The 25,494-nt window shown below is 47.4% G+C and carries 25 protein-coding genes, 3 tRNA genes, 1 rRNA gene and 1 other RNA gene; 17 read left to right on the top strand and 13 right to left on the bottom strand.

Annotation, left to right across the window (positions count from 1 at the left end; genetic code table 11):
• The first annotated feature begins 47 nt into the window (after nucleotides 1-47).
• From SBG41_RS07710 to SBG41_RS07700, 3 genes are read left to right on the top strand one after another with little or no spacing between them, the layout of a single operon-like run.
• Nucleotides 48-878: an S-methyl-5'-thioadenosine phosphorylase gene (locus SBG41_RS07710; protein WP_317894969.1), complete on the top strand. Its 831-nt coding sequence runs from the start codon at nucleotides 48-50 to the stop codon at nucleotides 876-878.
• A complete protein-coding gene (locus SBG41_RS07705; protein WP_317894968.1) occupies nucleotides 839-1,822 on the top strand; it encodes a hypothetical protein in 984 nt (327 codons plus the stop codon). Before SBG41_RS07710 ends, SBG41_RS07705 begins: the two co-directional genes overlap by 40 nt.
• On the top strand, nucleotides 1,815-2,702 hold the full coding sequence (locus SBG41_RS07700; protein WP_317894967.1) for an ATP-grasp domain-containing protein: 888 nt from the start codon (nucleotides 1,815-1,817) through the stop codon (nucleotides 2,700-2,702). Before SBG41_RS07705 ends, SBG41_RS07700 begins: the two co-directional genes overlap by 8 nt.
• 151 nt (nucleotides 2,703-2,853) lie before the next feature.
• Here the strand turns inward: SBG41_RS07700 and SBG41_RS07695 are convergent, their stop codons facing one another.
• Nucleotides 2,854-3,603 carry a DNA polymerase sliding clamp gene (locus SBG41_RS07695; RefSeq protein WP_317894966.1) on the bottom strand — a complete coding sequence of 250 codons (750 nt, stop codon included), beginning with the start codon at nucleotides 3,601-3,603 and terminating at the stop codon, nucleotides 2,854-2,856.
• A 154-nt stretch (nucleotides 3,604-3,757) separates the two neighbouring features.
• Between SBG41_RS07695 and SBG41_RS07690 the strand changes: the two genes are divergently transcribed.
• Nucleotides 3,758-4,657 (top strand): polyprenyl synthetase family protein, encoded by a 900-nt coding sequence (locus SBG41_RS07690; RefSeq protein ID WP_317894965.1) that lies wholly within the window; start codon nucleotides 3,758-3,760, stop codon nucleotides 4,655-4,657.
• 67 nt (nucleotides 4,658-4,724) lie between these two features.
• On the top strand, nucleotides 4,725-5,789 hold the full coding sequence (locus SBG41_RS07685) for an NAD(P)-binding protein (protein ID WP_317894964.1): 1,065 nt from the start codon (nucleotides 4,725-4,727) through the stop codon (nucleotides 5,787-5,789).
• A gap of 411 nt (nucleotides 5,790-6,200) precedes the next feature.
• On the opposite strand, the gene SBG41_RS07680 is transcribed toward SBG41_RS07685, so the two are convergent.
• Entirely contained in the window at nucleotides 6,201-6,944 is a 744-nt protein-coding gene (locus tag SBG41_RS07680; protein WP_317894963.1) for an HD domain-containing protein, read from the bottom strand.
• 86 nt (nucleotides 6,945-7,030) lie between these two features.
• Here SBG41_RS07680 and cca point away from each other — a divergent pair, with 86 nt between their 5' ends.
• The 3 genes from cca to SBG41_RS07665 are packed head-to-tail and all read left to right on the top strand — an operon-like array spanning nucleotide 7,031 to nucleotide 9,712.
• On the top strand, nucleotides 7,031-8,608 hold the full coding sequence (cca, locus tag SBG41_RS07675; protein ID WP_317894962.1) for a CCA tRNA nucleotidyltransferase: 1,578 nt from the start codon (nucleotides 7,031-7,033) through the stop codon (nucleotides 8,606-8,608).
• Nucleotides 8,548-9,333, top strand: coding sequence for a hypothetical protein (locus tag SBG41_RS07670; RefSeq protein ID WP_317894961.1), 786 nt, complete (start codon nucleotides 8,548-8,550; stop codon nucleotides 9,331-9,333). The genes cca and SBG41_RS07670 overlap by 61 nt, the downstream gene beginning before the upstream one ends.
• Before the next feature lie 19 nt (nucleotides 9,334-9,352).
• Nucleotides 9,353-9,712 (top strand): hypothetical protein, encoded by a 360-nt coding sequence (locus SBG41_RS07665; protein WP_317894960.1) that lies wholly within the window; start codon nucleotides 9,353-9,355, stop codon nucleotides 9,710-9,712.
• 37 nt (nucleotides 9,713-9,749) lie between these two features.
• Here SBG41_RS07665 and SBG41_RS07660 read toward each other — a convergent pair.
• Both SBG41_RS07660 and SBG41_RS07655 read right to left on the bottom strand, forming a co-directional pair.
• Nucleotides 9,750-9,837 (bottom strand) — tRNA-Leu (locus SBG41_RS07660).
• 73 nt (nucleotides 9,838-9,910) lie between these two features.
• Nucleotides 9,911-10,492, bottom strand: coding sequence for a DUF367 family protein (locus SBG41_RS07655; RefSeq protein WP_317894959.1), 582 nt, complete (start codon nucleotides 10,490-10,492; stop codon nucleotides 9,911-9,913).
• A gap of 164 nt (nucleotides 10,493-10,656) precedes the next feature.
• On the opposite strand from SBG41_RS07655, the gene SBG41_RS07650 reads away from it, so the two are divergent.
• From SBG41_RS07650 to SBG41_RS07640, 3 genes are all read left to right on the top strand, one after another.
• Nucleotides 10,657-10,902 (top strand): Lrp/AsnC ligand binding domain-containing protein, encoded by a 246-nt coding sequence (locus SBG41_RS07650; RefSeq protein ID WP_317894958.1) that lies wholly within the window; start codon nucleotides 10,657-10,659, stop codon nucleotides 10,900-10,902.
• Between the two features lie 22 nt (nucleotides 10,903-10,924).
• On the top strand, nucleotides 10,925-12,178 hold the full coding sequence (locus SBG41_RS07645; protein ID WP_317894957.1) for a TiaS agmantine-binding domain-containing protein: 1,254 nt from the start codon (nucleotides 10,925-10,927) through the stop codon (nucleotides 12,176-12,178).
• Between the two features lie 466 nt (nucleotides 12,179-12,644).
• Nucleotides 12,645-12,839 carry a preprotein translocase subunit Sec61beta gene (locus SBG41_RS07640; RefSeq protein ID WP_317894956.1) on the top strand — a complete coding sequence of 65 codons (195 nt, stop codon included), beginning with the start codon at nucleotides 12,645-12,647 and terminating at the stop codon, nucleotides 12,837-12,839.
• 101 nt (nucleotides 12,840-12,940) lie between these two features.
• On the opposite strand, the gene SBG41_RS07635 is transcribed toward SBG41_RS07640, so the two are convergent.
• The 7 genes from SBG41_RS07635 to SBG41_RS07605 all read right to left on the bottom strand — a co-directional run bounded on the left by SBG41_RS07635 (nucleotide 12,941) and on the right by SBG41_RS07605 (nucleotide 17,756).
• Complete coding sequence (locus SBG41_RS07635) at nucleotides 12,941-13,099, bottom strand: hypothetical protein (RefSeq protein WP_317894955.1); 159 nt, start codon at nucleotides 13,097-13,099, stop codon at nucleotides 12,941-12,943.
• An 8-nt stretch (nucleotides 13,100-13,107) separates the two neighbouring features.
• On the bottom strand, nucleotides 13,108-13,842 hold the full coding sequence (locus SBG41_RS07630) for a hypothetical protein (protein ID WP_317894954.1): 735 nt from the start codon (nucleotides 13,840-13,842) through the stop codon (nucleotides 13,108-13,110).
• On the bottom strand, nucleotides 13,832-15,103 hold the full coding sequence (locus SBG41_RS07625; RefSeq protein WP_317894953.1) for a DUF58 domain-containing protein: 1,272 nt from the start codon (nucleotides 15,101-15,103) through the stop codon (nucleotides 13,832-13,834). Before SBG41_RS07625 ends, SBG41_RS07630 begins: the two co-directional genes overlap by 11 nt.
• Nucleotides 15,104-15,145: 42 nt before the next feature.
• Complete coding sequence (locus SBG41_RS07620; protein WP_317894952.1) at nucleotides 15,146-16,057, bottom strand: AAA family ATPase; 912 nt, start codon at nucleotides 16,055-16,057, stop codon at nucleotides 15,146-15,148.
• Between the two features lie 40 nt (nucleotides 16,058-16,097).
• Nucleotides 16,098-17,114, bottom strand: a complete 1,017-nt coding sequence (locus SBG41_RS07615) for a DUF4350 domain-containing protein (RefSeq protein WP_317894951.1) — start codon at nucleotides 17,112-17,114, stop codon at nucleotides 16,098-16,100.
• Entirely contained in the window at nucleotides 17,068-17,646 is a 579-nt protein-coding gene (locus tag SBG41_RS07610; protein WP_317894950.1) for a hypothetical protein, read from the bottom strand. The genes SBG41_RS07615 and SBG41_RS07610 overlap by 47 nt, the downstream gene beginning before the upstream one ends.
• Before the next feature lie 33 nt (nucleotides 17,647-17,679).
• Nucleotides 17,680-17,756 (bottom strand) — tRNA-Ala (locus SBG41_RS07605).
• Nucleotides 17,757-18,219: 463 nt separating this feature from the next.
• Between SBG41_RS07605 and SBG41_RS07600 the strand changes: the two genes are divergently transcribed.
• The 4 genes from SBG41_RS07600 to SBG41_RS07585 all read left to right on the top strand — a co-directional run bounded on the left by SBG41_RS07600 (nucleotide 18,220) and on the right by SBG41_RS07585 (nucleotide 19,938).
• Nucleotides 18,220-18,295, top strand: a tRNA-His gene (locus SBG41_RS07600).
• A gap of 168 nt (nucleotides 18,296-18,463) precedes the next feature.
• Nucleotides 18,464-18,787: RNase P RNA component (rnpB, locus tag SBG41_RS07595), an RNA gene on the top strand.
• Between the two features lie 73 nt (nucleotides 18,788-18,860).
• Nucleotides 18,861-19,241 carry a zinc-binding protein gene (locus SBG41_RS07590; RefSeq protein WP_317894949.1) on the top strand — a complete coding sequence of 127 codons (381 nt, stop codon included), beginning with the start codon at nucleotides 18,861-18,863 and terminating at the stop codon, nucleotides 19,239-19,241.
• Nucleotides 19,198-19,938, top strand: coding sequence for a geranylgeranylglyceryl/heptaprenylglyceryl phosphate synthase (locus tag SBG41_RS07585; protein ID WP_317894948.1), 741 nt, complete (start codon nucleotides 19,198-19,200; stop codon nucleotides 19,936-19,938). The genes SBG41_RS07590 and SBG41_RS07585 overlap by 44 nt, the downstream gene beginning before the upstream one ends.
• Nucleotides 19,939-19,959: 21 nt before the next feature.
• Here the strand turns inward: SBG41_RS07585 and SBG41_RS07580 are convergent, their stop codons facing one another.
• Nucleotides 19,960-20,232, bottom strand: coding sequence for a MazG nucleotide pyrophosphohydrolase domain-containing protein (locus SBG41_RS07580; RefSeq protein WP_317894947.1), 273 nt, complete (start codon nucleotides 20,230-20,232; stop codon nucleotides 19,960-19,962).
• A 157-nt stretch (nucleotides 20,233-20,389) separates the two neighbouring features.
• Here SBG41_RS07580 and SBG41_RS07575 point away from each other — a divergent pair, with 157 nt between their 5' ends.
• The gene (locus SBG41_RS07575) at nucleotides 20,390-21,571 is read left to right on the top strand and encodes a hypothetical protein (RefSeq protein WP_317894946.1); all 1,182 of its coding nucleotides are present in this window, start codon (nucleotides 20,390-20,392) and stop codon (nucleotides 21,569-21,571) included.
• A gap of 38 nt (nucleotides 21,572-21,609) precedes the next feature.
• On the opposite strand, the gene SBG41_RS07570 is transcribed toward SBG41_RS07575, so the two are convergent.
• Nucleotides 21,610-23,046: an RAD55 family ATPase gene (locus SBG41_RS07570; protein ID WP_317894945.1), complete on the bottom strand. Its 1,437-nt coding sequence runs from the start codon at nucleotides 23,044-23,046 to the stop codon at nucleotides 21,610-21,612.
• An 803-nt stretch (nucleotides 23,047-23,849) separates the two neighbouring features.
• On the opposite strand from SBG41_RS07570, the gene SBG41_RS07565 reads away from it, so the two are divergent.
• Nucleotides 23,850-25,358 (top strand): 16S ribosomal RNA (locus SBG41_RS07565).
• Nucleotides 25,359-25,494 lie beyond the last annotated feature (136 nt).

Raw genomic sequence — 25,494 nt, 5'->3', positions numbered from 1 at the left:
GATTTATCCTTCCACAATTACATCTTTCTACCTATCGGTGTCAAGACGTGGAAAAAGCTGACTTTCCTCCAAAGCCTTACGAGAAGGCTGAAATAGGAATAATTGGTGGAAGCGGGCTCTATGATCCGGGTATATTAGAAGATATTAAGGAAATTAAAGTATACACGCCTTATGGCGAACCAAGTGACTACATAATATTAGGAACATTGAAAGGTAGACGAGTAGCGTTTCTCCCCCGTCACGGACGTGGACACCGTATTCCTCCCCATCGCATAAACTATAGAGCAAACATATGGGCATTAAAATCGCTTGGAGTAAAGTGGGTTATTGCTGTATCCGCTGTAGGTTCCCTCCGAGAAGACTATAAGCCGGGTGATCTTGTTGTCCCAGACCAATTCATAGATATGACAAAGAATAGAGACTACACTTTCTTCGATCAAGGAGTTGTAGCACACGTCAGTATGGCTGATCCATTCTGTGAACATCTCCGTAAGCTAATTATAGAAACAGGTAAACAGCTGGGCTATACAATTCACGAAAAAGGTACATACATATGCATAGAAGGGCCCCGCTTCTCAACAAGGGCTGAGAGCAGAATCTGGAAAGAGGTATTCAGGGCCGATATAATTGGCATGACACTTGTCCCTGAAGTAAACCTTGCATGTGAAGCACAGCTCTGCTATGCAACACTGGCTCTGGTGACGGACTATGATGTGTGGGCTGAACGTCCTGTGACAGCTGACGAAGTAGCAAGAGTTATGAAGGAGAACACGGAGAAGGCTCGCAGAATACTATATGAACTAATCCCGAAGATACCTGAGGAACCGGATTCAGAGCTTTGCAGCTGCTGCAACGCATTAAAAACGGCACTCCTATAACGCAATCCGAGCTGGCAAGCCTAGAGAAGATTATATACGAGAAAGTAGAAGAGGAGGCAAAAGATTTCCTCAGAGAGACCTTTTTCAAAACCCTTTACATAGGTTACTTTGGCTCTGGTTTTGCAAAATCTGCAGCTGGAATTCTGTACTGGCCCTTAAGACAGCTTAGCAATAAGGATGTACGGCTTACGCCAGGCGAGGAAATATTATACCATACACTTCCATATCATGATGAGGACTCCCTTGTCATACTATTTGCGGAACCCGGTACAGAGAACCTTGTAGCCAAAACATCAGATGCCGTACGGCTTACCGGGTCAAGAATGCTCGTAATAGCTCACCCGTTACCGGAGATAATATTGTCGAGAATAACCGGCCCATCAATTACTATTGATTATCAAGACCTCCCGCTAGCCTTCATTATCGCTGCTGCAAAGCTCGCTACAATGCTATCAAAATCTATAGGAGAAATAAAGATTAGAACAGAGAGGGTTATTAGCGAATACAGTGAAATTAGTACCATATATAATGATTTAATAAATAAATATAAAAACAATATAGCAGACATATCGGATACAATTGTCCGGGTCAAAAAAGTAATCATATACACTTCACCAACACTGGAACCCGCAAGTAATCTGCTTCACTGGTATCTTAACACAGTCGCTATAGAATCAAAACTAGCAACAATATCAACTCTTCTATCAGATATATCAACCTCTATTAACTACCTATTCATGGAAACGCTTTCACTAATAATATCAACTGACGTAGAGGCCGATATTCTAAGAGAGGCAAAATTCAAAGCTTCATTAGCAAATATAAGATCACATCTCAGTGAACTAGTGATACATACCGATCCATTAACCGCACCCCTGTATGCGTCTCTTATTTCGAACAAGATTTATACCACAGTAGTGGAGAAGATGATCAAAAATGCCTAGAGTAGCCATACTACACTATACACCTAGACCAACCTGGAGTTCACGTAAGCTCCTAAAAGCTCTATCAAAACAAGGTGCATCAACACTTTACATAGTATGGCCATACTTGTCTGCAGAGATAAGAGGCGACTGTGCGATAAAGTATCAAGGGAAGTGCACGAACGTAGATGCAATCATAGTGAGAGGCATGGGACAAGGTCTTTCTGCAGAGAAATACCAGTTTCGCCTAGCATTACTCAAGGCAGCTGAAGATTCCGGCATCCTAGTTGTGAACCCATCATTTTCTCTATTCCTTGCACGTGACAAATTTTCCAGTCTACGAGTACTAGAATCACATAGAATACCCGTGCCAAGGACAATCATAACTGAGAACCCATCAACGGCACTACACTTTGTCGAAAAAGTAGGTCAAGCAGTAATTAAGCCGCTCATGGGCAGCCTGGGTTTAGGATCCTTTCGCGTAGCTGATATAGACACAGCGTATCATGTAGTAAATCTCCTTCTCAGAGTTAACCAACCCATATATCTCCAAGAATATCTTGAGAAAAAGGATAGTATGGATCTAAGAGTCTTCGTTGTCGGAGAAAAAGTCGTAGGATCCATGTACCGCCAAACAATTGGTGGATGGAAAACAAATATAGCGAGAGGGGCTAAACCCATACCTGCACACCCAGAGGCCGAGGTGCTTGAAGCGGCAGTAAGGGCAACAAAACTTCTGGGCCTCTTCTACGCAGGTGTAGACATAATAGAGACGCCCAATAATGAGTTCTACGTAATAGAAGTAAATGCGTCTCCTCTTTGGCGCGGACTTCAAAGTGCAACTGGAGTTGATCCCGCCGAGGAAATAGCTAAACTCATAATAGGTCTCGTGAAAAGGTGATGAGTCAGCTGTCCTGGCCTTCTGCATTTAAAGCGATCTACGACGAGCCGGTGAGTACTCATCATCCACAAATATATGGATTCCTGGCCTGCTTTTAGTTAAGCCTCATTACTGAGAAGAATTGGTTACCAAACTTGGCTAAGTAAAATCGTTATATGGCCTTAGGAGCGAGCAAGTACGTTACATTGCCGCCCGCGGGTAATCTAAACTGAAGCCTCAGCGGCATTTCCGGAGAGAACTCGATGACTATGGTATCCGCAACCTTTGTTAATGACAAGACGTGCTTCAAGTAGTCTATACTATATGCCGACTTGCCCGGCTCCTCTACCTTAAACTCGACAACAGCTGGCGAATCACTATTAATCTTGGCCTCGGCTACAGCTGTACCTACACCCCTTATGATCAGCATTGACTCGTTCGGCGCTTCAAGTTCAACAGTGTCCCCAACTGCTTCTGCATCACGCAGAGCATTCTTGAATGGATCCACTATCATCGCTACATGAATCTTAAACTCTAGCTGGGCTTCAGGTATTTCAGGTATAGCTACTTCTAGATTATTCAACCTGTATCTTTTTATCACAGCACCAACAATCGACCACGTCACTTTATCCTCTTCAACATCTATCTCGAGCTTGTCTCCTTTCTTACCTCTTTTCACTAATTTAGCAACATTTGCTACATTAAAACCAAGCTCAACTTTTTCGCCTTCAACTTCATACTCTATAAAGCTCTCAGGCGGCAATTCAATCGTTATAAGCGCCACGTGTGCGGGGTCAATAGCTACAGCCTTTACGCCTTCGTTTGATATAGTCATGTTCACTTCGTCAACTATTTTTGAAAGAGAGTCTAATATATTGTAGAACGACTTTGCATCCGGATAAGATAAGTGCGCCTTGCCCAACACTTGTCCCCAGTTACGGTAATCTAGTGGATGGAAGGGTATAAGAGTGAGGGGGAACAACGTCTACTCTGGACACTCAATGATTTAGGCTAAGCGAAAGCTAATAAAGTTATTATGAAGTTTGTTCTAGACGACATCAATTGTAGGGATGTATATGGCGAACGAAACTATGACGGATCTGAGTATTTATACGGAGCTACTGGAGCGGTGGAAGTCAATAAAATCACTCATAGATACAGCGATAGAAAATAGACTAAGAGAGCTGCCGCAAGCTCAAGCAATAAACGTTGCACACTATATTGCTATGGGCGGTAAGAGGCTGCGAGGATTCCTTGTAATCGAACTTGCAAAAACACTTGGGGCAAGCATTAAAGATGCCCTTGACGCTGCCGTGGCAGTTGAACTTGTGCATGCCGCAAGCCTGGCACTCGATGACATAATTGACGAGGACACACGGCGCAGGGGGAAAGAAGCTGCATGGATAAAGCACGGATTAAAGAAGACAGTCATGGTATCTAATTTACTCATTCCTTTCGCGCAGGAAATTATTTACCAAAAATATGGCGCACTAGCACTATTAAGGACGGTAGCGGCTTGGCTTGATATATCTAAGGGAGAGGTTATAGATGCATTCTACACCGAGCCTTTAAGGCCAGAAACATATATTGAGATGGTTAGACTCAAGACCGGATCACTCTTTAGGCTTTCAGCCGAGCTCGGCGCCATTGCCGCAAAGGCGTATGATCTCCTAGATTCTTTATCTACAATAGGTGAGAACATTGGAATAATGTACCAAATAGCCGACGATATTAGAGACAGCATGGACCCGGAGAAGTCAACCGAGCCTGGGCTAAGATTATTTAGAGCATGGATCAACGGCAAAGGAATAGCAAAAGCCTACTTGACAATAAACAAACTGCTTGAAGAAACAAATACATTAATCAACAAAACCTTCGGAACAAAAAGTACACTTATTCACATAATCCCTTCATTTATAGTCAGTGCCATGCTAGGCGAACTGGATACAAAATCGATACTCCGAAAACTAAACTAGGACAAAACACTGGCTAAAAACAATTATCCGCTAATTCGTTTCAATCCTGTACCACGGGAAATAACTCATGAGGCACGATTTCACAGTTGTAGGTTCAGGCCCAGCAGGTGCCTCCTTTGCGTTTTACGCTTCAAACAAGGGCTACAAAGTCATAGTCTACGACATTCACGAACCTGGCTCAAAGCCATGCGGCTGGGCGGTACCTGGCTCGATAGAACATTTCATAAAAATCCCAAAGGAGTTTATATTAACAGAGATAAAAGGCTTTCGTATATATCTAAACAACCAACTCATAAAAGAACATAGTGGAGGACATTGGGGCTACATTATCAATAAACCGGGGTTCCTGAAATACTTAATTTCGTCTTCGGAGTTCATACGAAAACCTGTACGTCTTCGCGAAGATTTATCACCTATCGGTGTAGATCCTCGCGAGGAGACGATAATAGCTGTAGGCTCTATAGGTGCGTATGGATACATTCATAAAAATGGAGTTGAAGTAATAAATGCAGTACAACGCATCCTCGAGCTCAAAGAGCCTTTAGACGACGTGAATACAATAGAGTTCTGGTTTGACGAGAACCTAATCGGATACTATTGGGTGTTTCCTAGAGGTGAACGTGTCGTTGATATAGGTGTTGGGGGGCTTGAATCGTTTGATAAACTTGTTTATAGGCTTGAAGTCTTTACGAGAGAGTATCTTAGATCAGTGAAAGCAGAGAAATCCTCTGCCATTAAGGGAGCAAGGATTATTGCATCAAATGTGAATAAAGAACTCTTCATGAGAGAAAGAAGCCCCGTAGTAGGAGAAGCAGCAGGATTCGTTTATCCCTTAACAGGTGAGGGAATTAGGCCAAGCGTTGCTTCATCATATGCTTTGTTTCAGAGCATAGATAAGGGCGTGGATAGAGTCTCAGTGATATCAAACATAATAGAGTGGATATCGAGGCAAAGAAAGCTACTAGATAGAGTAAAGGCCGTGTCTCCTAAAACACGAGCAGCAGTACTAGAGTCTATACCGCTTGACGTGTTTACTGCAATAGGGTTGGGAGAACTTAACCTTAAGAAAACATTACGAATTATCACAAAGATGCCACTATCTGTCGCTAGGGTGCTAAAAGCTCTTCTCTAATGATGCAAAAGGGCTCAGAGAGAGAGCTCTTCTTCATCCCTTTTCCGAGTCTGATGGTTTGCTAATCATCACGGCTATGATGACGGTTATCGGTCAACTGAAGACATGATGTAGCTGGACCCGTCTGAGCGTTTCCAAGTATATCATTTGCCACTGCAACGATTTCTGCCTCAGAGGAGCCAGGGGACATCTCATCGCATATGCTCGTCTACGTCCGACGGGTCTTCATCGGCAAAAGACATGGATTGGACAAGCCAAGCACAGCCACATTATAATCAACGAATGCTAAGATACTTAAAGTCGTTATCTACATGAACTTGCTATGCATCTCCTCGGCAAATCGACCCTTCTTCATCCACCCCTTGGCTCCAGGGGTGTAGGTTTATGTCGGCCTCCTCATCTCAGCATGTTCTAGGACTTAGTCTCAAGTCCTAATAGCTTCTTTATGTACTCGCGCAGCGCGTCTCTGCCTTCACTATAGTATATTCGCGCATACTCAAATATCGGCAACCGTTTAAGAGCCTCATTGAATACCTTTATCGCCTTTGTCTCCGGTATCTCTATCTCTATATCCATACAGACTCTCCATATTATGTCTTGTATCTTAGCGATCATCTCAGAATCTGTCGAATCGGCCTGGTGAACTATCTGTGACTCTATCATTGTGAAAGGAACCGTGCCGTGAACCTCTGCTACGGCTCTTATCAAGCGCTCAGGGGCTCCACGTACACTAAGCTCAGCAACCATTGCAAAGTCGTGGCTAAAGTACCAATCAGAACGAGGCCTATATCCGCCAGTCAATGGATCCCTCTCGTACTGATAATACTTAAATAAGTCGTGTAGCAGAGCTGCGGCAACAACTATATTCCTATCGATTTTAGCACCATATATGTTGCTATAGACATCCATTAGCTTCTCGGCTATCTCCGTAACACCGAGAGTATGGTCTAGGAGTCCCCCGGGGTAAGCATGGTGCTTCTTGGGCGCGGCAGGGCTTTCAAAGAAGCTTATCTTTGGCTCAACCTTTGTAAACGTTATCACGGGCTCTGTTAGGAGTTCAAGCACGAGTCTCCTGATAGTATCATTGCTTATAGTCTCTGCCTTAGCCCTAAGCTTTTCATAGACTATTTTTACGCGTCTATCGAACGTGCTCAACTCGTATACACCCTAACAAGCGCGTCAATCAGCTATGCACTCATAACTTTTCCTAACATAGCTAGACGACTAGCTAGAAGCAAGCCATGGCTCAGAGCTGGTGTCCGTCATCAATTAGGCTTGTTCAGCAATACCAGCCCTCTTCATCGCCATGTTTTATACCATATCGCGAAGGACACGTAAATATCTCTATCCAGATAACGACACGCATAGTGGAAGGTGCAAGGAGAGTCTTGGAGTGTCTTCACAACGATGTCGAGAAAAAAGTACTTGAGCTAATTGTACCCCGCAGCGAGGATTATGAAATGCTTAAAAGAGTAGTTGATAAGGTGAGAAAACTAATCATTTCAATTCTAGAAGGATTGGGGATCCACGATGCATTGGTCACCGCCGAGGGAAGCTTTGCCAAGGATACTTGGCTTCGAGGAGACGTCGATATAGACTTATTTATTCTCTTACCACATGAAAACTGCCTTAGCATCATAAATCAAGGCCTAGTAGCCCGGATTGAATCAAGCCTAAGGAATATGGGCTATCGTGTCGAAAAGAGATATGCACAACACCCATATCTACGACTACTATACAGCGGCGTATGGATAGAGATTGTTCCCGGATGTAGAGTAAAAGATCCATCAAAACCAATAACAGCTGTTGACAGAACCCCCTACCATCGAGAATTCGTGCTAAAAAACACGTCCCCGGAGCAAAGAAACGAGATACGATTGCTGAAATCCTTCTTAAAGGGCATAGGAGTCTATGGGGCAGAAATAGCTGTGCAAGGATTCTCAGGATACCTAGCTGAATTGCTTATAATCAAGTATAAATGCTTTAGATCACTACTAGACAATGCATCAAAGAAATGGAAGCCCAGACTCGTTATAACGCTTAGCGAGAAAGAGAAACAACACGTGGATAGGCTATTAGAAACTTACAGCAATGCTCCTCTGATATTTCCTGACCCCGTAGACCCTAAACGAAACGTTGCCGCAGCATTATCGTACAAATCGTTCTCATTATTCATCACTGCCGCCAAAATGTATCTCAGAATTCCGAGATATGAGTTCTTCCACGTATTTACTCCACATAAGACTCCTTATCCGGGACAGATAGGCGCAAAAGCCGCCGACCGCATAGACCACACTGTACTCATAGTCCTAACACCACCAGAGAAAGAAGCCCCAGATAATCTATGGGGGATAGCCAAACGCGTGGCGAGAATAATAACCCGCATCTTAGAGAGCAATGGGTTCATCGTAGACGATTACAGCGTCTATGCCAAGGAAGACGGCACAAGAGCTTATATCTCGGTAGAGGTTGAGAACCCGGTCTTACCAAGCTACGAGCTACGAAGAGGCCCACCTGCATGGGCGGGTGAAAACGCTGAAAGGTTTCTACGGAAACACCTCAGTAGCGAGGACACTATTGGGCCCTGGATTGACGACGCTGGGCGGCTCGTAGCACTGAAGAAGAGACGATATCGCAGGCCAGAAGAACTCCTAGCAAGCACTATTAGAGACTTGCTCCCAAAAGCAGCAAAGAGCTATACTATACGTGTCGGAAAAGCTCTAGCCCTTATAGAGAACCTTGACAGGGACGAATTAGCATGGCTGGAGAAATTCGTAGAAAAGACACCGCATTGGATGAAGCCATACCGCTGGAAGTAGCCAAAGAAGCCATATGTTTTCCAAGACCTGAAACAGATTTCTGCAACAAATTAATAGATGCTCTGACCCAACATGGGATAACTCACTATGTAAATAGGGGTAATCTAAGAATAGGAAAACTGATGCTCCTAGGAAAAGGATGGGCAAGTAACGTCTTCCTAGCACTAATGGGTGAAAGAATCGTCGCGGTTAAAGCTCTACGACCTGGCTCTAGAAGAATAAGCCTGCTTCACGAAGCAGCAATGCTCATAACAGCATCAATAATTAACATATCTCCCCAAGTCTACAGCTACAACAACTTATTTATAGCAATGGAGTACATTAAAGGCAAGCACTTAGACGAAGCACTAGATTCGTGCAACAACACTGCCAAAACCACACTGATAATGCGGAGACTACTCTGGAAGGCATTCCTCTTAGACATCCTAGGCATTAGCCATAACGAACTTGCAAGACCACATCGACAAGTTATAGTCGAAAATAACACCCTTGAACCCTATATTATCGACTTCGAGTCAGCAACTGTCTCAAGAAGGCCATCTAATCTTACACAATTAGTAGGAGGAATACTGCGCTCGAAGGTCCTAAGCCGAAACATTTGCGTCAAGGATATTAGCGAGGAGATAAAGACCTTGTTAAAACAATACAAAAATGAGACGCGATTAAAACGAAGGGCAAGCATAGCCATCAACATCATAGATACGCTTACATGTATGAACAAGTAACAAGGCAAGGTAGGGAGCCGTGATAGCACTTTCAGAGAATATATGTAAAGCTGTGGAATTCCTCGACAAGAATTCGAGAAAAACAATAATTGAAATAGCGCTAAACAATGGATATGCTGTAAAAGATGTCGCAGAACTAATGAACGTGAGCCCGCCAGCCGTTTCAAGATATATCCACGACACATTATCGCCAAGCACTAGGTCAATATGCCTACTCATAGCTAGAATAGATGAAGAGACAAGGCAAAAAATACTGAAATACATAGCCGAAACACTATGGCTGACCCTATACGATCTCCTAGAAGAAACAAGAGATATAGAGATGGTAGAGAGAATAGCCGACGATGTCGCAAAGCTCCTTTCAAGCATTACGAGATGACAATGTGTTCACGAGGAATGATAGCGGAGAAAGACTATGGTGCGGGGGGTGGGATTTGAACCCACGCAGGCCTACGCCAGCGGGTCCTCAGCCCGCCCCCTTTGACCTGGCTCGGGCACCCCCGCACCTGGGGCTGCGACCCTCCAGTGATATTCGACCATAGTAATTCTGGGCTAAATATAATTTTGTCGTTACTCTCTACTTTCCTTTCTCAACATATTGAAGCAATATGTTTCCGATAATTCTTTCCAAGACCTCCGTATTGCATTCCTCTATTTGCGCTAGTTCACTAATTATGTTGCACTCTTCCTGAATTACTTGAGCCGATGTCGTTGCTGCCACGTATCTTTCAAGGTACCTCTTATTTATTTTCATAAATTCTTCTCCCCATTTGAACCTAGATAGCAGATTATCTGCTTCCTTCTCGAACCCCGCAATTATTAGCGATGCTGCTAACGCTTCTGCGCTGCTGAGCAGATATGGCTTCCCATAGTTCACTGGATTCGCGGCAAGGAGGAGTGGCAACCTTCTTCTAACGCCTCTAAAACGCTTCAATATGTTGGTAAATTTTCTCCAAGACGTGTCTATTACTGTAATGCCTCGCTGCTCGATAATTCCTTTATCCATTCTGGATACCGGTATAGGCGATAGCGGGTCGAGAAGCAGGGTACCGGGCAGCGGCTTCCTAACTAAGCTTACTATACCAGTCTTGGCTAGCTTTACAACAGTATTGTAATGTGGATTATCGTGGCGATAGTAAATAGCGTAAAGCCTTACCATCTCATCAGCCTCTCAGCTACCAGGATGCAATTAACGTCCCTGTGTCCGAGGAGTTCCTCTCTGTTTGTTTAACGGGTGTCGCCACATTTTTATTATCCTCAACAACTCTTAGCTAACATGGAGTACTATCCTGAACCCACTCTAGTAGTGCAAGGGTGCGTCTTATGCCCAAAGCGATAGTCTTAATAAATACCGAAATAGGTGCAGATGAAGAAGTATTCGAAAAACTCAAGACTATTCCCGAGATAAAGGCTGTCTACATGGTATACGGGCTCTACGACATAATAGCAATAGTAGAAAGCGATGATATGAACAAGCTGAGAAACATAATTTATAATAGTATAAGGAGTCACGGAAAGGTTAGATCCACGCTAACAATGATAGTTGTAAAAGATCATGAAAGGAAGTAAACAGCAATAACCCGGGAATGCCTTGATACTGGCCATAGGAATAGATAGTTTTGATACCGCCTTTGCTGGGTGCACCACACATTTTTCCTCAATACTAGCCTACATTATCTCAAGGAATGGTTACATCTTAGCAGATTATCCGTGGCTCGTAAGGCTCAACCCTGCTGTGCCCTGGAAAACACGTGGAAACGGAGCTATAGCACTACACATCTATGTTGACGGGCTTAACGATGCAAAGGATATTATAAGGATATTGCATGACCTTGGAAAAGCGTATAACATAAGCCCAAAGGCTTCCTATGTATCAATTCTATTTAGTATCGATGATATGAGTCAATACTTGGACGAGGTCAGGCCCAAGTGTCTTACACAGCTTTACCACAGGGCAGTCCACGAAGCATTACCACTTGACATCGCCCATGAATGCATTAGGGAGACTAGAGCGAGCAGTGACGGGAGAATATTAAGCATCACGGGAGATACTAATAGGGGGATAATAGGAGCAACAGCAGCCCTTGGAATGACGCTAGACGACTATACCTTTGAGCTAACAGTTTACAGAAAGATCGAAAACTGGTCAAAACCCCGAAGAATAGACCCCCAAAGCGTTGTGGAGTTCGATATACGAACAAAGCCTCTAACATTCATGAACTATGACTACACAATAAACAAGCCACTAATAGCACCACACGGTTATGACCCTGTTCTCTACGCGGTGCGCGGCGACGATCCACTTGTTCTCAAAAAGGCTTTAGAAATAATTGATCCAGGAGAAGATCCTTCGCACTGGATCCTACATAGAAGTAATCAAGCAACAGATGCGCACCTCAGAGAAAAAATGGTTGAAGATATACATCCGTACGATAATCCTCTTGTAACAGGAATATTAAGGAAGGCATACTGGATTAGCGGAGGTCACTTAATAGGAGAGCTATGCGACAATACAGGATGTATAAGTGTCGCATTCTATCGAGAAACAGGCTGGCTCAGACACTTTGCTTACCGTGCTGCAAGTAGATTTAAGGTAACTATCGGAGGACAAGTAAAGCCTCACGCTGGCCGAGTAACCCTTAATGCTGAGATCATGATTCTTAGAGAATGCATTGATGCATATGCATGTTCTCAACGATTTCCCGTCACCGTTAAGCCGCCGTATCATGCATTTCACCACCTAATGAGGCCTTTAGAGCGCAAACACGTAATGTACACATCCTCGTCAATTGTTTTCCCTAGAACTAATGACGATGTATTGCCGGAAAGACTTCAGTACAGCTAATTGCTTACTACATGCCTTTACTAAACTGTAACTGACCCCTCAGTTTCTCCTGGAGCCCACAATTGTGGGAAAGAATTAACTTCTGCGTTTCTGGACATGTTTACCGGAAGAAAGCCAGGGCACCCTAAGTTTTCAAGTGGAATCTATGCTTAACTTTAGTGCAAGGCAAAATAAGGAAGTATAATGAGCTAGTGCTATTGCATTAAATTAAACTCTAATAATTGTTTGTATAAACTATTATTTTCAATACCTTTAGCAACACCTTTAGAGTAATGTAGAAGACAGTATTGCTCCAAGAGAAGACAAGGGGTGTCTCTCTTAATAATACGTATACTTGTTAGAAAATCATATTAAGTATTTGCTTCTGGACCCCTAGCTTTCCTGTGGAGTGGGAGCAGCGTAGGAGTGCTTAGGAGAGGAAGGTGTTTTTAGCCGACTAGGAAGTGTTTTCTGAGCTGGGGATACTATGCCTAAGAGCAGGCGACGCACTAAGCCGTCCGGTAAGGAAGAGAAGGCGAAAGATACCTCACCTACCGTGTTTACAGCAGCCGGACTCCTAGCGTTCAGTGAGGAAGAAGCAGTCATTAAGCTTAAGCCTATACATGTGTTAATATCAACGATTGCTCTTATAGCAATAGTTTTAACGTTTTCAATAATCTGATAATATGCTGGTTTAGAAGAGCATTATTTATCGGTTCGCGGCCTCTATCATCACGTTGCCCTATATTTATCGGGGATATCAGCTGTCCGGCAGACTGCTCCTCATGACTCTCCTTCTACGCCGAGTCCAGTAAGCATATAGCCTATACCTACAGCTAAAATTGCTGATGCAATATCTCCTACGTGTAACAAGTATATACTAGAAGCAAAGAATAGTATACCTGATACAAGCAGAACCAATTTCTTCAAATCCCTCTTCATTCCCTTAATCACCTATAGCCTAGCAATACTATTACGAAAGCATATGAAACACTATAAACAATTACATCCATAAACCTTAGACGTGAAGGGATAGGGATTAGAGTTTTCACCAAGATGGCTACCAAGGTTGCGACAGCATATAATGGGTCCTTGAACACTACCGACGGCGCAAAACTAGCACCATATAGCGCCAGTTTAAAGCCGTAGCTCGGACTAATGATATGATAAATATTCTTAGTTATCCTTGGAAGTATTCGTTCCGAAGAATAATAACAACCTGTAAGATAAATCGTCAGCAGCATAAAATACAAGTATATGAGAACAAGCCCGGCGCTTGAGCTCCCAAAAACAGCGATTTCCCTGATACCGATATGGACTATTTCAGCGCTAAATAAAGATGCCAGTGCTGCTCCGATCAACACAAAAAGCACGGCTGGAACAACGTGTTTGGATTCGCGAGTATTTATAAACGGCTCGTTAAGGAAAACCAGTACAACTACGCCATAAACAAGTATGGCGAGGGAAATAAGGGAACTAGTCTCAACTAATACTATTGTAATTGATGTTAGCGATAACATGAGCGAAAACCAGCTCATGCTAAACGATGACGCGATGGCTGCGATACTAAAGGCTAATCCAAGAAGCCTCGAGGATGCCTTGATGTCTTCAGCATTGGCCGCGAGGAGTATGAGCGACGCAATTGCTAAGATAAGTGAAATCACTGTGGCAAGTCTAAGCCGCATATCTGGCAATCCTCCATGCGTATATTCGTAACGCCTCGAGCGCCTCTCCAAGCGATTTGGCGTCTATAAATAAGGCGCCTGGGATATTGGAGAACTTGTTTCGTAAACTCTTTGCCTCAGCCTCTATGGCTTCAATACTTTCTGGAGGCTTAAGATAAATTATGACTGTTGGCGCGAGGCGATTACGAGCAATTTCTGCAATGTCGTCAGAATTGATAGATATTCCTGGACCAGTAATTATTATCAAGGGCATATGCTCTGCAGCAATCGAGGCTTCTTCGAGAGCCCGTCGCAGGCTTCTTCGAGGCGTAGCAATGTAGGGATCAACCATGGAGGTCCTGTTATAGAGTTCTGTAAAGACCTCGCTAGCGTTTCCAGGATATCGGTTAAACCATACCTCGCCCGAGAAGAACGTATAGCCGAGGAGTCCTCCAGCACGCCTAGCATTATCTGCCAGTGATGATGCAAGTCTTAGTGCCTCGTCGCCTGGTGATTTGCCGGGCTCGCCGACCCACATGGGCCTAGACACGTCTACGAATACATGTATTCGGAGGCGCAGCTCTGCTAAATCTTCTCGAACCATGAGTTTTCCTGTACGAGCTACGGCTGCCCAAACGATTCTGCGTGGATCGTCGCCTGGAACGTATTCCCTTATACTGTAGAACTCTGTGCCTACACCCTTGATACGCCTCGAATAAATTTCTTGGAGTCCGAGCGATTCGCCAGAATATATTGACTGAGTTACCGAGGCGAATAACGGGTAATAGCGGATGGTCAGGATTTCCTCTCTTTCAGTAATAGCTACAAATAGGCCTAAGGGAGAATATTTCTCCAGCACCACTCTTCGCGAGACTGCAAGGCCTGGAGCACCGGTCAAGCCATAGGCATAGCTGGTGCATGATGAAGGCGGAACATCCACTATGAATCCTGTTGAGCTCGGAATCCTTTTCGTTCTTGGAGGTTTCTCCTCATCAACAATGATATCGGTTATTCCCTCGCTTGAACCATTGCATATTGTTGTAAACACTCTTACAGGTAATGTTTCCGGTGCCGACGACGGGTTAGCTATCCTCTTAACGCTAAGGCGGCGAAGAACATGTAGATACTTCTTTGCTAATAGGTATTCCGACACCGTTATTGATGCAAGGAATAGTGACAGGGAAAGAGTCACGAGGGGATAGGCGCCGAGAAAACCGGCTACAAAAAGCAAAACGGTTGCATACAGCATAGCAATTGCTTTAGAAGTTGAAGCCACGTCCACCTATGGCATCACCGTTGGGGACAGTCATGTATGTTTAAGCGCTCATGGCGGCGGGATAGTTGCTAGTACTTCCTCAATTATCTTTTCCGGCGTTATGCCGGAGAGCTTTGCTTCAGGTTTGAGAATTATACGATGCCTTAGAGCCGGCCAAGCAGCTTTCTTAACATGGTCAGCTGTTACATGGCGAACTCCATCTATATATGCAAGTCCCCTAGCCACTTGGACCATTGAAATCGCAGCTCTAGGCGATGCACCAAGACGCACATACGGGCTCTTATGCGTAGCTTCAACAATCGAGGCAACATAGTACAATATGTTCTTATCGACATAGATATTCCATATCTCTTCTCTCGCTTTTACTAGCTCGTCTCTAGTTATAACCGGCTTAACGGGCCACTCCTCGATCCGGCGCAGCCTTGCAAGAATATCAACAAGCTCATCACGTGAAGGAAGACCTATAATGATTTTTGACATAAACCTATCTACTTGTGCTTCACTTAATGGATATACTCCTTCGAATTCTACAGGGTTCATTGTAGCTATAACAATAAATACCGGTGAAAGCTTGAAGGTATTCCCCCAAACTGTTACTTGTCTCTCCTGCATGGCTTCTAGAAGCGCTGCCTGAGTCTTCGGGCTAGCACGGTTAATCTCGTCAACGAGAACTAGGTCTGCAAATATCGGGCCTTTCTCGAACTCAAATCTCCCATTACGGTAGACATAGGTACCGATTATGTCGCTCGGGAGAAGATCCGGCGTAAACTGTATACGCTTGAATTCTAGAGCCATGGCAGACGCGATCGCCTTAGCTATGGTTGTTTTTGCTACTCCCGGAACACCTTCTAGGAGAACATGGCCGCCAGCAAGAATAGTTGCGACGATGTATTCTATTTCTGAACGTTTTCCAACAATTACCTTAGACACTTCGTCAACGATCTTGGAAAAGACGCTCAACTCGTTACGTGCCCTACTTATCGCCGTGCATAGTTAGCTATTATCTCTTATCCTTGTTTCCTGCTCTATGATGACTTAGCGCTTTTGAGAGTTCTCTAGAAAGTTCATCAAGTGTTATGACGGGTTTTTCCTTATTCCTTGTCCTCGGTGGTATACCTGCAAATGCTATGGACAATATGAGCGGCAATAGGAATAGTGCTATAATTTCGGCAATAATGTTCTCCTTCGTAAAGCTGGATAGCGCGTTAGATATTGATGCAAAAGCTGCCAATGCTTTCCGTGCGCCTGCAGACAAAGATAGCACGGCATTCTTGCTATAATGCTCATCATCTACTATGACATAGTCTATGCCGTATTTGTTAATTATTTCACTTACAAGCTTGGCAACAATTTTCTTAGTTGGGATAAAGGGCTCTAAGCCATTCATCTCAAAGTTGGAAAAGATGCTTGAGTCGCTAATAACTATGGCATAGCCGCTTCCAACTCTAGTAACTGTTCCTACTGGAAACCGCTTCCCTGGACGGGGCTCTGCCCAGCAGAAAACGCTAGTATTGTGTGATAAACCAGTTATCCATGAAACCTTGGTAGATAATATAACGTTATTAAGACACAGTATTGGGACTATATAGCCGCTCGAAGTAATATTGCTCCTAAGCATCTTGCCCGATACGCGAACGCCTACAATGTTCTCCAACAAGTTATTAGAAACACCGACCTCGTCAGCTACTAGAAGCACAGCCTTACCGCTCCTAACTATCTGGGCGATAGCGTCAATTTCTTCATCGCTAAAAGGCTTCTCGGGCCCAATCACAACGTATAATATTCTGTTATGTGAGCTTGATAATGATACCAAGTCGAATGGGGAGCCAAGACTAGCTCTCAGACCCATTCTGGCCAGCATTGAGTAGAAGTCGCTAGTTCCAGTCAAGTATATGTTATCAGGGCTCGTGGAGTATACTGAACCCTGGTACGTATAGATATTAGCTGTAGCTATTGAAAGGTATAGAGCACTAAGAATTGATATCAGCAATAGAGTAGTTCTTCCAGGTATCCACAATCTGCTCAGCCTCCTCGATAACCTTGTCGTCAGGAACTATGGGCGAAAACACTGTCTCGTTATATATTGTAGCAAATTTTGATAGAAGGCCTCTCTTGTCGAAAAGCTTGGCTATCTCCGTAACTGTCAAGCCTTCGTTGTAATTTGGATTGTTCTTCACGCAGTCACGTACTGTTTCGAAAAGAGCACGCAGCCTCTTCTTGCCTGCTTCATAGAAATATATCGGCCTAGGCACGTCGGATAGAAATACCTGTGCAGCTGTTGATGGCCTTGTAAAGTTTTGTCGGAACCCATATCTCGCTACTACGAGGTATATTACAATTGCAGCAACAAGTGCAACAACAAGGATTACGATAACTGAGCCAGATATGATGTGGTGAGTACTAGTGCCTGATAGACCTACTTCCCCTGTACGAGTATTATCCTGGAAGAGTATAGACACGTTTCCTATGCGTCGAAGATATGACAAATTAATGCTGCCAGGATTCCCGCCAAGTGGTATGTAGTGCTGAGGTGTGTCTATAGCGGCCACAACAAGGCACCGCTCTGTTGGAAAGATTGGGGGTGGTGGACCGGCCGGGATTTGAACCCGGGACCTCTCGGATGCCAACCGAGCGCTCTTCCAGGCTGAGCTACCGGCCCACCCGTGTATGTTGAAGGCTCATATCGTCCTCGGGGCTATAAAGGCTTCGTCGCTAAATTACTAGTAGTATCGATGCGGTGTTCATTGCTATGCCTATTCGAAACAAGGGTTAATGCTTCGACAAGACAACCTCATTCTGCTCGTTATAGAGGCTCGGATGCGGGCCTTGCCGCCATCCCCGCTCGTTGCGGGTTGCGCGGTGCCACGGCAACCCGGGTTCTCTCGTCATAGCCACTCTATAGGCACCCGGTTTTCCGGGATCGCTAATAGTTCTAGAGAGGCTTATGAAGCTGCACCCGCTCCTCCCGATCACTAGGTCCCTAGTACATTGGTAAAGCTATATTAACTGAGAGCCATGTAAGCTACGCTATTCCCGGAGTAAGGGCCGCCTCCATCGAGCCCGGCCCCGTACCGGGCAATGAGGCGCAGTGGCCTCGTAGACGGAAAGATGAAGGATGTGAGGCCGCCGTAGCTCAGCCGGGAGAGCGCGGGGCTGTGGACCCCGAGGTCCCGGGTTCAAATCCCGGCGGCGGCCCCATTCATTCTCTTCATTTTAACCCTGCTTCCGGATGTTTCATGAATTAACTCCATATAGCCTTCGAGGTATCGACAAACAAAGATACGCATCTTGTTTAGCGTCAAACGGTTATTGTGCCTAGGTATTTGAATGCTTATAAGCCGTTATTTCAGTCAGTTAAGTAATGGCGGGCCTCAGCTGGCCGCTAACGGGCCGCTACTGGCCCGAGGAAACTCCGCCCTCCCCGCGGCGCCGGGGCACCGAAATGGTGCACGGGGAGACCCCGTGGCAACGGCACAGAAACGGCACGCCCGCCTAGGGAGGACGATGACGCGGCGAGGGCCCCCCGGCAACGGGGGGCCAGTAACCCGCAGAGGACCTGGGCGGGTGCGTTGAAACGGCCGTCCCCCGGGGAGCAAGGCGGCGCGCCGATGAGGGCCGCGCGATTGGCGCGCCGGGTCCGCTTAGTCGGATGCGGCCGAAGGTACAGAAGGCGGGTTATAGCTGGGGCCCGCCGCCAGTGCACCCTTATTTTATTCACACTATATTAGTGAGCATAGCTTGGCCTATGCATGGGTGTGCGCGAATGGGTCGACGTAGGCGAAAGTATCGTAAGACGCAGTTGCTGCGCCCACAGCCACGTATGCCAACGGTGTTTGAGTGTCCGCATTGTGGTGCTAGGGCTATAAGTGTTGAGATTAAGAAGAAGGAGCGCAATGAGAGAGGCGAGGTCAAGGCGATAATAAGGTGCGGTAATTGTGGGCTCTACGCCGAGATGTGGGTTCCAGAAATATTCCAGCCGGTCGATGTCTACTCGAAGTTTCTTGACGCTTATCTTGAGGGCAGGATCGAGGTTAAGTTCCTAAAGAAGGCTGAGGAAAGGACCATAAGCTTAGAGGAGCTTGGAGCAGAGGAGAGCGAGCTTGAAGCCGGGGAGAGTGGAGAAGGAGCTCCGGAAACGTATTGAGTCTGGGGAGAAGCTATTCTTCCTTCTCTCAGACCCAGAGTCGCCGCTTCCTCCTAGAGTAGTTGAGCGTTTTGAGCAGGGTGGCGCAGACGCGCTCCTCATAGGCGGAAGCCTTAACGTATTACCATACGATATAGATGCCTATATAGACGAGCTGCGAGGAGACGGCGTCGCTCTTCCAATAATATTGTTCCCGGGTGGGCTCAACAACATATCGTCGAAAGCAGATGCCATATTCTTCATGTCGCTAATGAATAGCCTTGATCCATACTGGATAGTTGGCGCACAGATCTCGGCTGCCCTCCTCATAAAGAGGCTAGGACTCGAGCCAATACCCACCGCATACATAATTGTGGGGCATGGTGGCGCGGCGGGCCACGTAGGCAAAGCGCAGCCAATACCGTATGAAAACCCGTACATAGTTGCATCCTACGCTGCTGCAGCAGAGATGCTGGGATACAGATTCATATACTTAGAGGCGGGCTCCGGGGCACCACGCCCAGTCCCGCAAGAAGCGGTAATATATGCGAGGAAGGTGACCGAAGACGCAGTCCTAGTAGTTGGTGGTGGAATACGTTCACCTGAAAAAGCTAAGGAGTTCATCGGGGCTGGAGCAGACGCCATAGTTGTCGGTACGCTTGCAGAGAAAGATCCTGAAAAGGCTCTCCAGGTACTACAAGCTATCAAAAAGCGTTAGGCAGAACAATGCTGGTTTCCGTCACCTAGTACAGCCTGCTGCATCTATTTCACGGCCATATTTCTTTCTAAAAGCCTCCTCCGCATCAACGCCTACAAGGTTCGCAATGCTGAGAGTCCATGCAAGGACGTCTGCGAGTTCCTCTTCAATCGACGACTTATCTCTCTTCAGTAGCGCCTCAGCAAGCTCGCCTACTTCCTCTACAAGCCAAGTAAAGGTTGCGTAGAGCCCTCTTGCAGAGTCACGTTCATAGAACGCCTTCTTCATTGCCTCTTGAAGGCAGCGCAGCTCCATTCACGAACCCTTGATTAGTATTGACGTTATCTATGTAGCTAGGTTATTAAAGCTAAGGATGCTTCCGCGAGTCTCGTTGTATTAGCACGAACAGTTTCTAGTCGAGGAAAACATTGCGTTATTGGCGTGGAGGCAACAGGAGGCAAGGGTGGATGAAGTGACTGGTATCGTTATATATGTCTCTGATAATCCTTTCCGCAGAGCACCCAGAGCTGAGTACAAGTACGGTGCTGTCTCAGACGAGGGCGTTGACCCTGTTGCACCCTTGCTCAACGAGGCATTATATGATAACATTGGGTTCATAGTTGTTCCTGACACGCACAGCGTGTGGCCAGAAGTAGGCGCCTTCCCGAAATCAACAAGTTATAGAGAGGTTATAGATAAGCTCAAAGAAGCAGCCACCAGAAGGTGCTCGATACGCCTATCTCCGCGCACATGTAGACGCGTACACTACGTAGTTGTTCCGTGGAGCAGGATCGTCGGAGGCTGGGCCTTCGACGCCTATCCTGCAGACGCCTTAGCACTAGCCCTATCAGAAATACTAGAAACTATCCTGGAGAAAAGGCCTAAGCTGAGAATAGACACAGTGTACGTAGTTATCGGGGGGACGGAGGAGCCATTTCTTAAATCACTCTCGATAAGGCTAGGCGAGCTTCTCGCAGCACTAACGCATAGCAAGCTAGTAATTCTTGGCACAGAGCAGCCACCGTATCCCACGACAAAGGAGCCAATCATAGAGGTAAGGGAAGCCGAGAAACACGAAGCTCTTCAAGTGCTACTTGCTCAACTAGAGCTCATCGATGCGGAGAAAGCGATAAGGAACAAGCTATTGGTGCCACGAACACCTCTCGGAGCACGGAGATACGGTGGCAGACCCGAGCCAAGGGAAATAGAGCTGACAGTGCTGTCAGCCCTTGCAGCGAAGAAAAGCTACTACATCCTCCTCCCATACCAGGCGTGCGGCTCACTCGACCCCTTAAGGAAAATAGCTACTATACTCGCTGAGAGCGCCTCAACATATATCGATGAAACGAGGCTCCATAAGAAACGTGTCGGGGGGACAGTGGTTCATCACCTCGGTTTCAACATTGACAAGCTAAGGTCGTTAATACTCGGTGCAGCAGTAGAGCAGCTGGTTCTCAAAACAATGGTAAGCAGTACGTGCAGCGAACTATACAGTGCGGGCATGGATACTACTATTATAAACAAGATATCTTCAATGTTTGGCAAACAAGACGCTACTCCCAAGGAGTGCATAAAGGGCGAAGAAAACAAAGTATCGCTTCAAGAGGGATGTGTAAGGAAGCTCCGAAACACGTTGCTAAAAGAGTATCATTAGCTACGAGAGAATAAACACTTAAGTACTTTTCACGTTGTTTACGCACTCTCTGCACAATCTGCTTTAATCATTGATAGTATTTCTTGAGTGCATTCCTCAATATCCTTCTCCGAGACTATCTGCGGCTTTGCACCATACCTCCAGACGTAGAGTTTTAGGTCAACTCTGTCGCCATGGATAATTCTAAACATCTTAAACACGATATCAGAAATACTGCTATTCTTGATATAGTGTTCCTTATCTATGTAGGCTGAGGCCCGTATAGTTATTACTCCAAGGCCGCGGAGAACGAGGAGCTGGTCATGGAGATACTTAAAGAATAGTTCGCTACTTCTGTGCATTCGCGCAGGTATATCAATTCTCTCGAAGAGGACCAGCTGTGGGCGTTTCCTCCTTATTGTCTCAATCTCTGTTGCATAACTCTCCTCAACGCTCATTGCTGAGGGATTGAGTGCAACAACGTCTATTAGGTCTAGTAGTTTTTGTGTACAGGGATCGTCGTCAGATAAGTGTAGTAGCGACTTTATGCCTTCAACTATTTCCTGCGGCGATCTACGATAGCTTATAATCAATGTCTTCAGCTTGTTCTTATAAATAAATCCAAACGTGAACGGAAGAAGTAGCTGCCTGACACGCGCATCAGCCGGATATTCTCCATATATTACCTCTCCTGGGTGAATTGCGCCAAGCACTCTTTTGAGAAGCTTACAGGGAAGCTCATACACTATATCGCGCCTAGGTAGGGGTATTTCCCTTATTACTGGCGGAGCGTAGACAGCTATTCCCCTTCCCTCAACTATTGAGAACGGTAACTCGGCTACAGTTATCGGAGCGCCACGCGCTTTTCTTATTTCGAGTATTCTTGTTAAGAGTCTATTAACCACTATGTGTTTAAGTATAAGTACGATATCGGTTACGAATTCTACACCGCCTATTTCGACACGTTGACGCCCGTAAGGTATTTCAGCTATTATAACGACTATGCCTTGTATCATGCGTGCCAAGGTGTAGAAGAAGTTTTGGACGAGTTCACGAGCCTTAGCTTCTTCCCGGACAATCATGCCCATGGGCGTAAAACTGTCAACCACGATGACTCTGGCGCCTATCTCCTCGCTATAACTATGTATTGTTTCGAGCATTGTCTCCAAGGCATCAACGTCGAGTATCAATGGTAATTTAACGTATCTGAATCGGCCCTTTAAACTAGGGTCCCCGAAGTCCATGCCGTAGCGCTTCATCTGGTTTATGAATCTGTCTTCTTCCTCGTAGAACGATACATAGAGGCACGGGTTTCCACGTCTCGCGTTATGATAGCAGATTGTTGCCGCGAGTGTCGTCTTGCCGGCGCCAGGATTGCCAGCAACGAGTATGCTTGTTCCAGGAATGAGGGCTTGGCCAAGCAGCTCGTCTAAAGCGTCAATGCCCCAGCTGAAGGCAGCCTTGCCCTCCTCGTCTATAGTGCTATCATCGCTCAAGTTTATACCCATGCATAATTGTTAAACAAAAAGGCACTGTATAAAAAGAATTTTTATATAACTACAAGCAATTAGTTTAGCTAAGAACCTAACATTATACTAGAACGACGCAGAGAGTTTTCATGGCCGTGTAGATGCTCTGCGCCACCAAAACGCTGGACTGTATTCACAATAATAATGTCATAATTTATAATAATAGTGTGCCCCCGGCTGGAGGCTAGCCCGCCCATCCAAGGAGCCCCGGGCTTTGCCCGGTGTCGCGGCTGCGCCGCCGCCGGGAAGCCGGGGGCCATTCCTTGTTCTGTAATCCTGCTCCGCGTATCTCTTTTACTCCTTGTCCCTACTCCCGCCATGCTTTAAGAAGTGTTTTGGAATGCTTTACGTACCCTAGTGAAGGAGTAGCGGTATTCCCGGGCGTTCAGACTCTATGGGTTCCCGTTAAGCCCTCCACAGACAAGTATAATAGACAGAAACCATAGAGTAACACTTGGCTAAACATCAGAAACATAGAGTCTGAAGAGTTAAAGCATCACCTATCCGAAATACTTAAATCCCCACTAAGAGCGGTAACCAGACATACACGGCGCCCGCGCCCGGGAACAGCCCGGGACGCGGGCCCAGCATCACGCTAACGATAGTAATGGGGGCCCAAGCAAACCCGGGGGCAGTACCCCTGGGACGCTTGGGCCCGACGGGGGCCCAGACCCCGCGCACCCACCGCCGGGGCCCGGGGAAAGACCCCGGGCACCGGATAGTGGAGCGGCACCGGGGTGGCCCTGCCACGGGCCCGCCTTGCGGCCGTGACTCCGGTTGATCCTGCCGGACCCGACCGCTATCGGGGTGGGACTAAGCCATGGGAGTCGTGCGCCCCCGGACGCGGGGGCGCGGCGGACGGCTGAGTAACACGTGGCCAACCTACCCTCGGGACGGGGATAACCCCGGGAAACTGGGGCTAATCCCCGATAGGCGAGGGGGCCTGGAACGGGTCCCTCGCCGAAAGGGCGCGCGGAGCTTCCCCGCGCGCCGCCCGAGGATGGGGCTGCGGCCCATCAGGTAGTTGGCGGGGTAACGGCCCGCCAAGCCGATAACGGGTAGGGGCCCTGGGAGGGGGAGCCCCCAGATGGGCACTGAGACAAGGGCCCAGGCCCTACGGGGCGCACCAGGCGCGAAACCTCCGCAATGCGGGCAACCGTGACGGGGTCACCCCGAGTGCCGCCGTTTGGCGGCTGTTCCCCGCTGTAGGAAGGCGGGGGAGTAAGCGGGGGGCAAGTCTGGTGTCAGCCGCCGCGGTAATACCAGCCCCGCGAGCGGTCGGGGTGCTTATTGGGCCTAAAGCGCCCGTAGCCGGCCCGGCAAGTCCTCCCCTAAAGCCCCGGGCTCAACCCGGGGAGTGGGGAGGATACTGCCGGGCTAGGGGGCGGGAGAGGCCGAGGGTACTCCCGGGGTAGGGGCGAAATCCGATAATCCCGGGAGGACCACCAGTGGCGAAGGCGCTCGGCTGGAACGCGCCCGACGGTGAGGGGCGAAAGCCGGGGGAGCAAACCGGATTAGATACCCGGGTAGTCCCGGCTGTAAACGATGCGGGCTAGGTGTTGGGCGGGCTTGGAGCCCGCCCAGTGCCGCAGGGAAGCCGTTAAGCCCGCCGCCTGGGGAGTACGGCCGCAAGGCTGAAACTTAAAGGAATTGGCGGGGGAGCACCACAAGGGGTGGAGCCTGCGGCTTAATTGGAGTCAACGCCGGGAATCTTACCGGGGGCGACAGCAGGATGACGGCCAGGCTGACGACCTTGCCCGACGCGCTGAGAGGAGGTGCATGGCCGTCGCCAGCTCGTGCCGTGAGGTGTCCGGTTAAGTCCGGCAACGAGCGAGACCCCCACCCCTAGTTGCTACCCCGGGGGCCACCCCGGGGGCACACTAGGGGGACTGCCGCCGTCCAAGGCGGAGGAAGGAGGGGGCCACGGCAGGTCAGCATGCCCCGAATCCCCCGGGCTGCACGCGGGCTACAATGGCGGGGACAGCGGGATCCGACCCCGAAAGGGGGAGGTAATCCCTTAAACCCCGCCGCAGTTGGGATCGAGGGCTGCAACTCGCCCTCGTGAACGAGGAATCCCTAGTAACCGCGCGTTAGCATCGCGCGGTGAATACGTCCCTGCTCCTTGCACACACCGCCCGTCGCTCCACCCGAGCGGGGGAGGGGTGAGGCCCTGCCTCCCGGGGGCAAACCCCGGGAGGTGGGGTCGAACCCCTCCCCCGCGAGGGGGGAGAAGTCGTAACAAGGTAGCCGTAGGGGAACCTGCGGCTGGATCACCTCCTGTGGCTGCAGGGGCCCGTCACTAGGGCCACTCACGGACCGCTTCACTATCCGGTGCCCGGGGCTCCCTAGAGGGCCTCGGCGGTGGGAGCACCCAGGGGCCGGCCAGACCGGGCCCTGGGCCCCGCCCCTGAGCGG

Source organism: Pyrofollis japonicus, assembly GCF_033097485.1.
GTDB classification, from domain to species: Archaea; Thermoproteota; Thermoprotei_A; order Sulfolobales; family Pyrodictiaceae; genus Pyrofollis; species Pyrofollis japonicus.
This window is presented reverse-complemented; position numbering and strand designations above follow the sequence as displayed.